This window comes from Actinomadura physcomitrii, from assembly GCF_008923205.2.
GTDB classification, from domain to species: Bacteria; Actinomycetota; Actinomycetes; order Streptosporangiales; family Streptosporangiaceae; genus Spirillospora; species Spirillospora physcomitrii.
In genome coordinates, this window is sequence record NZ_WBMS02000060.1 from 52,064 (window position 1) to 58,478 (window position 6,415).

At 73.2% G+C, this 6,415-nt stretch carries 8 protein-coding genes; 4 read left to right on the forward strand and 4 right to left on the reverse strand.

What is annotated here, in order from left to right:
* The first annotated feature begins 48 nt into the window (after positions 1–48).
* Complete coding sequence (locus tag F8568_RS42865) at positions 49–948, forward strand: hypothetical protein (protein WP_151599896.1); 900 nt, start codon at positions 49–51, stop codon at positions 946–948.
* Positions 949–1,019: 71 nt separating this feature from the next.
* Here F8568_RS42865 and F8568_RS42870 read toward each other — a convergent pair whose 3' ends face one another.
* Positions 1,020–1,700, reverse strand: a complete 681-nt coding sequence (locus F8568_RS42870) for a response regulator transcription factor (protein ID WP_151539063.1) — start codon at positions 1,698–1,700, stop codon at positions 1,020–1,022.
* A complete protein-coding gene (locus tag F8568_RS42875) occupies positions 1,697–2,899 on the reverse strand; it encodes a sensor histidine kinase (RefSeq protein WP_151599897.1) in 1,203 nt (400 codons plus the stop codon). The genes F8568_RS42870 and F8568_RS42875 overlap by 4 nt, the downstream gene beginning before the upstream one ends.
* A 180-nt stretch (positions 2,900–3,079) precedes the next feature.
* Between F8568_RS42875 and phoU the strand changes: the two genes are divergently transcribed.
* Positions 3,080–3,742, forward strand: a complete 663-nt coding sequence (gene phoU / locus F8568_RS42880; RefSeq protein WP_151599898.1) for a phosphate signaling complex protein PhoU — start codon at positions 3,080–3,082, stop codon at positions 3,740–3,742.
* A 35-nt stretch (positions 3,743–3,777) separates the two neighbouring features.
* Here phoU and F8568_RS42885 read toward each other — a convergent pair whose 3' ends face one another.
* Positions 3,778–4,389 (reverse strand): TetR/AcrR family transcriptional regulator, encoded by a 612-nt coding sequence (locus F8568_RS42885; RefSeq protein WP_151599899.1) that lies wholly within the window; start codon positions 4,387–4,389, stop codon positions 3,778–3,780.
* A gap of 108 nt (positions 4,390–4,497) precedes the next feature.
* On the opposite strand from F8568_RS42885, the gene F8568_RS42890 reads away from it, so the two are divergent.
* The gene (locus F8568_RS42890) at positions 4,498–5,493 is read left to right on the forward strand and encodes a hypothetical protein (RefSeq protein WP_151599900.1); all 996 of its coding nucleotides are present in this window, start codon (positions 4,498–4,500) and stop codon (positions 5,491–5,493) included.
* 46 nt (positions 5,494–5,539) lie between these two features.
* Here the strand turns inward: F8568_RS42890 and F8568_RS42895 are convergent, their stop codons facing one another.
* Positions 5,540–5,782: a carboxymuconolactone decarboxylase family protein gene (locus tag F8568_RS42895; RefSeq protein ID WP_151599901.1), complete on the reverse strand. Its 243-nt coding sequence runs from the start codon at positions 5,780–5,782 to the stop codon at positions 5,540–5,542.
* Positions 5,783–5,823: 41 nt separating this feature from the next.
* Here F8568_RS42895 and F8568_RS42900 point away from each other — a divergent pair.
* On the forward strand, positions 5,824–6,415 hold a 592-nt coding region (locus tag F8568_RS42900), incomplete at its 3' end, for a LysR family substrate-binding domain-containing protein (RefSeq protein ID WP_160573969.1).

A 6,415-nucleotide genomic window follows, 5' to 3' on the forward strand; every position in this document is an offset into this window, starting at 1 on the left:
CGCCGCTCTCGTACTACCCAATGCCTTTTTCGCGAGGAGACCGACGCCGTGATCCGAAACAGCCGTCGAGTGGTCGCGCTCGCCGTCGCGGGCGCCGTCGCGATCGCACCGGTGATCTCCGGCTGCGGCGCCGGCGAGGAACCTCAGACCTCCGCTCCGACCCAGCTGACCGAGGGCGTCAACGCGTCCGTGCCGAAGAACAAGCCGGCCGCGGCGCAGATCGACATCCGCAACCTGTTCATCCTCGGGCCGAAGCCGGGCCAGACGCTGGCGCAGGGCGGCGCCGCGCCGCTGTACGCCACCATCGTCAACCAGGTGAAGGGCCGGCCGGACAAGCTCGTCTCGGTGAGCTCGCCGGCCTTCTCCCAGGTGAAGCTGCAGGGCGGCGGCGTGGTGATCCCGGCCGCCGCGCCGTCGGGTGAGGGCAGCGCGGTCAAGCTGATCGGCCAGACGATCGCCCCCGCCGTCTCCCCGACCGCGTCGCCGACGGGCAAGAAGGGGAAGAAGTCGCCGGGTGCCACCGAGTCCCCGAACGCGACCGGCACGCCCGTCACGCCGGGCCCGACGGGCACCGGCGAGGCGCCGGGCGGGAGCCCGTCGGCTGCGTCCAGCAACACCCCGTCGGCGCCGCCGCAGACCGCCTCGGTGCCCTCGCCGGGGGCCGGCACGGGCCCGCTGGTGGTGCTGAGCGGCGCGACGCGGCAGTTCGTCGGCGGCGAGCACATCATGGTGACGCTGCAGTTCGAGCAGGCCGGCTCCGTGCAGGTGCAGGTGCCGGTGATCCCGCAGCAGGGCGAGTACGAGACCTACCCGGCCGCGCCGGTGACCGGGACGACGCCGGGGACCGAGACGGCGCCGACCACCTCGGCGTCCCCGTCCCCGGACGTGTCCGGCGGTTCCGGCACGAGCGCCGGCTCCCCGACGCCCACCGGCTCCGCCACCCCGTAAGACCCCGGAACGAGAGAACGGCCCGTACGGCACTCGCCGTACGGGCCGTTCTCCGCGTCGATCAGGGTCGATCAGGGCTCGAACTTGTAGCCGAGGCCGCGGACGGTGACGATGTAGCGCGGCGAGGACGGGGTCGCCTCGATCTTGGCGCGCAGCCGCTTGATGTGGACGTCGAGGGTCTTGGTGTCGCCGACGTAGTCGGCGCCCCAGACGCGGTCGATCAGCTGCATGCGGGTCAGGACGCGGCCGGCGTTGCGCAACAGCACCTCGAGCAGCTCGAACTCCTTCAGCGGGAGCTGGACGGGGGCGCCGCCGACGCTGACCACGTGCCGTTCCACGTCCATCCGGACCGGTCCGGCCTCCAGGGTGGCGGGGGCGAGCTCCTCGACCTCGCCCTGGCGGCGCAGCACGGCGCGCATGCGGGCGATCAGCTCGCGGGTGGAGAACGGCTTGGTGACGTAGTCGTCGGCGCCGAGCTCCAGGCCGACGACCTTGTCGACCTCGCTGTCCTTGGCGGTGAGCATGATCACCGGCACGCTGGACTTCGTGCGCAGCTCCCGGCAGACCTCGGTGCCCGGCAGGCCGGGCAGCATCAGGTCGAGCAGCACCAGGTCGGCACCGTTGCGCTCGAAGATGTCCAGCGCGTCGGGGCCGGTGGCCGCGACGGCGACCTCGAAGCCCTCCTTGCGCAGGTTGTACGACAGTGCGTCGCTGAACGACTCCTCGTCTTCAACGACGAGCACGCGGGTCACGGTGTTGCCTCCCGGGCGGTTTCCATTGCGGCCCTCTCGACGGGCTTTACTGCGGGCACGGGCGGGTCGATGAGGGGGAGCCGGAGCGTGAACGTCGACCCGGACCCCTCCTTGCTCCACACCGTCACCTCGCCGCCGTGCTTGGTGGTGACGTGCTTGACGATGGCCAGGCCGAGGCCGGTGCCGCCGGTCTGGCGCGAGCGGGCGGGGTCGACCCGGTAGAACCGCTCGAAGATCCGCTCGATCTCGGTCTCCGGGATGCCGATGCCCTGGTCGGTGACGTTGATCTCGACGTGCCGGTCCTCGCACCGGCGGGCGGACACGACGACCCGGGTGTGCTCCGGGCTGTAGGCGACGGCGTTGTCGATCAGGTTGCGCAGCGCGGTGATGAGCAGCTCCGCGTCGCCGCGCACCCGCAGTCCCTCCTGCCCGCCGCCGGCCAGCTCGATGTCCTTGCTGGACGCCTTGATCTGGCAGCGGTCGATGGCCTCGGCGGTGATCTCGTCGAGCCGGACGGGCCGCAGTTCGGGCAGCGGTTCGTCGCCCTGGATGCGCGACAGGGTCATCAGGTCCTGGACGAGGTTGGTGAGCCGGACGGACTCGTACTGCATGCGCCCGGCGAAGCGGCGGACGGCATCGGGGTCGTCGGCGGCGCCCTCGACGGTCTCGGCGAGCAGCGACAGGGCGCCGACGGGGGTCTTCAGCTCGTGGCTGACGTTGGCGACGAAGTCGCGGCGGATGGCCTCGGTGCGGCGCATCTCGGTGAGGTCCTCGGCGAGGACGAGGACGAGGCCGTGGGAGCCGAGCGGCGCGACGCGGACCGCGAACCAGCGGCCCTCGGCGCGGCCGCGGCGGCGGGTCTCGCCGACCTGGATCTCGGTCTCGCGGATCTCGCCGTCGCGGCGGACGAGGCGGGCCATGGCGAGCAGCTCGTCGACGACGAGGCGGTCGCCGCTGACCATGCCGAACGCGCGGGCGGCGGAGCTGGCCCGCAGCACCCGGTCCTCGGCGTCCAGGACGACGGCCGAGGACCGCAGGACGCTGAGCACCGAGGCGACCCCCGGTGGGACGCCTCCGGCGGGCGCCGCCGGGGACGCCGTCCGCTGGGCTCGCTCGCTCACGCGCACCGCCAATCCAGTCGCGAGCCCGATCGCGAGCCCGGCAAGCCCGGTCAGGCTCGCGACGATTTCGACCTCCACACCACGGATCGTAAGCGGCGTTTCGAGGGCGGCCGCCCGGCGGCCTGCCTGAACGGAGTCTCGTTCCTCGAAAGTTCACCTTCTTATACGGAAGGGTTCATGCTGGTGGGGCAGGCTGTTGCGTGGGCGGGTCCGCCCAGAATGACCGTCTTTCGCCCCCTTTGCCCCAAGGAATCCCAATTGCGTGACGCGTATCACGAGGAGCTCGACTCCCTCTCCGACAAGCTGGTGGAGATGACCCGGCTCGTCCGCTCCGCGATGGCGCGCGCGGTCACCGCGCTGCTGGACGCGGACCTGCGGCTGTCGGAGGAGGTCATCAGCGGGGACGAGCACGTCAACAAGATCGACGCGGAGATCGAGGAGACGGTCTTCGACCTGATGGCCCGGCAGCAGCCGGTCGCCGGCGACCTGCGCACCCTGATCACCGCGCTGCGGATGAGCGGCGACCTGGAGCGGATGGGCGACCTCGCGGTGCACATCGCCAAGACGGCCCGCCGCCGCCACCCCGAGTCGGCCGTCCCGCCCGAGCTGCAGGCCACCGTGCTGGAGATGGGCCAGATCGCCGAGCGGATGATCGCCAAGACGGGCAGCGTGATCGCGTCCCAGGACGTCGAGATGGGCCTGGAGCTCGACGCCGACGACGACCAGATGGACCGCCTGCACCGCCGCCTGTTCGACATCCTGCTGTCCCCCAAGTGGAAGCACGGCGTCGAGCCGGCCGTCGACATCACGCTCGCCGGACGGTACTTCGAGCGCTTCGCCGACCACGCCGTCCACGTCGCGGAGAACGTCGTCTACCTGGTCACCGGGCAGCGCCCCGAGGAGATCACCGACCTCGCCTGACCCGCCGCGACCGGGGCGGGCCCGCCCCGGCGCGGTCAGGCCGGCTGCGCGACGAGGGCGCCGTTGGCGAGCGCCCGCATGCCGAGCTTCAGGTCCTGCGGCGTGACGTCGTCCATCAGCAGCCGCTGCAGCAGGTAGCCGGGCATGATCGCGAAGAGGGTCTTGCTCGCGGCCTCGATGTCGGTGCCCGCCGGCAGCCGCCCGTCGTCGGCGAGCCGCCGCAGGTAGCCGCCCCAGATCTCGCGCAGCCGGGCGAACGACCCGGTGAGGTGGTCGGCGAGGTCGGCGTCGTGCATGGCGAGGGCCCAGGCCTGCGGCGCGAGCCGGACGGGCCCGTCCTCGCCGGACAGGCCGGTGAGCCGGTCGGCGAGCAGTTCGAGGATCTCGTCCAGCGGGAGCAGCCGGTCGCCGGTGGTGAGGTCGGTGAGGAAGGCCTGCAGGTCGCCGACCACGGCCATCAGGTTGGCGGCGACGATCTCGTTCTTGCTCTTGAAGTACCGGTACACGGCCCCGGCCGACAGCCCGGACTCCGCGAAGATGTCCTGCATGGACGTCTCGTGGACGCCCTTGCGGACGAAGCACCGGCGCGCGGCGTCGAGGATCTGGTGGCGGCGGCGCTCGAGGTGCTCCTCGCTGACCCGGGGCATACCGCCAATATAAAACGAACGTTCGTTTCTTGACAAGCCCGACACCGCGGTGCGAGGCTACCGGAGTACTAAAAAGAACGGACATTCGCTTTTCTTGAGGAGCCGGCCATGAAGTCCTCCCCCGCGGTGCGCGCCCTGGGCGTCGCCGTCGGCGCCGCGCTGCTGCAGCTGATCATGATCACCGCCTTCGCGTGGCCGTCCGCCCACCTCGCGCCGCGCCGGCTGCCCGTCGTCGTCACCGGTCCCGCGGCCGGCCCGGTCGCCGAGCGGCTGGCGAACGCCCGGCCGGGCGCGTTCGCCGTCACGACCCGTCCCGACGAGGCGTCCGCGCGCAGGGCCATCGCCGACCGCGACGCCTACGGCGCGATCGTCACGGCGCCGACCGGCGTCCGCGTGCTCACCGCGTCCGCCGCGTCGCCGGCCGTCGCGCAGCAGCTCGACGCGCTGGCCCAGGTGTTCGCCCCGAAGCGGGACGCGGCGGTGAACGCGGCCCCCGCCGTCCAGGACGTCGTCGCGGCCGACCCCGACGACCCGCGCGGGGCCGGGTTCGGCGGCATGGCGCTCCCGCTGATCATGTCGTCGATCGCCGGGGCCGCCCTGCTCACCTTCGCGGTCCGCCGGCCGGCCTGGCGGGCCGCGGGCGTCCTGCTGTTCGCGCTGCTCGGCGGCCTCGGCTCGGCGGCCCTCGCGCAGGGCTGGATGTCGCTGCTGCCGGGCCCCTACCTCGCCATCGCCGCCGTCGTGGCGGCCACGATCGCGGCGGTCACCTGCACCGTCGCGGGCCTGGCAGCCCTCGGACGGGCCGGGCTCGGCGTCGGCGGCGTCCTGTTCCTGCTGGTCGGCAACCCGCTGTCCGCAGCGACCTCCGCCCCCGAGCTGCTGCCCCGGCCGTGGGGCGAGATCGGCCAGTACCTCCCGCCCGGCGCGAGCGCGACCCTGCTGCGCTCGGCCGCCTTCTTCGACGGCGCCGGCGCCGCGCGCCCGATCGCGGTGCTGGCCGGCTGGACGGTGCTCGGCGCCGTCCTCCTCGCGATCGGCGCCCGGCGCGCCCGCGCCGTACGGCCGGACGCGGACGTCCGCGCTCCCGAGCCCGCGCTCACCTGAACATCCCGCCCTTCCGGGAGACCGTCCCGGAAGGGCCCGGCCGCGGTCAGGACAGGTTGCTGATCGGGAGCAGGCCGCGCTCGCCGAACACCTTCTTGGCGACGAGCGTGGCGTTGATCGACCGGGGCATCCCCGCGTACACGGCCGTGTGCAGCAGCGCCTCGGCGACCTCCGTGGCGGTCAGCCCGACGTTCAGCGCGGCGTTGACATGCACCTCCAGCTCCGGCTCGCAGCCGCCCAGGGCGGCCAGCACGCCGAGCGTGACGAGCTGCCGGTCGCGGGCGGGCAGCTCCGGCCGGTCGGCTGGAGGAGAGCTTCAACGACGCCGAGATGTCCGACGGCGTGCTGGACGGCCGGTTCGACATCGCCGTCCAGCGGCTGCCGTCCCGCGACGCCCGGCTCGCGACCCGGCCGTGGTGGAACCAGCCGCTCGCCCTGTTCCTGCCGTCCGCGCACCCGCTCGCGCACGCGCCCGACCCGGCGCCGCTGACCGCGCTCGGCCGGATCCCGCTCGTCCTGTGGCCGCGCGAGTCGTCACCGCACTCCCACGACGAGATCCTCGCGCTGTGCGACCAGGCCGGTGTGACGCCCCGCATCGGCGCCCGCGCCCGCAGCGTCCAGACCGTCCTCGCCCTCGTCGCGGCCGGTTTCGGCGGCGCCGTGATGCCCGACTCGCACCGCGCCCTGCGCCGGATCGGCGTCGCCGCCCGCCCCCTCACCGGCACGAACACCACCCTCTACCTGGTCTGGCGCGCCGACGACACCGACCCGCTCGTCCACCGCTTCAAAGACACCCTCGCACCGCGCCCTGCGCCGGATCGGCGTCGCCGCCCGCCCCCTCACCGGCACGAACACCACCCTCTACCTGGTCTGGCGCGCCGACGACACCGACCCGCTCGTCCACCGCTTCAAAGACACCCTC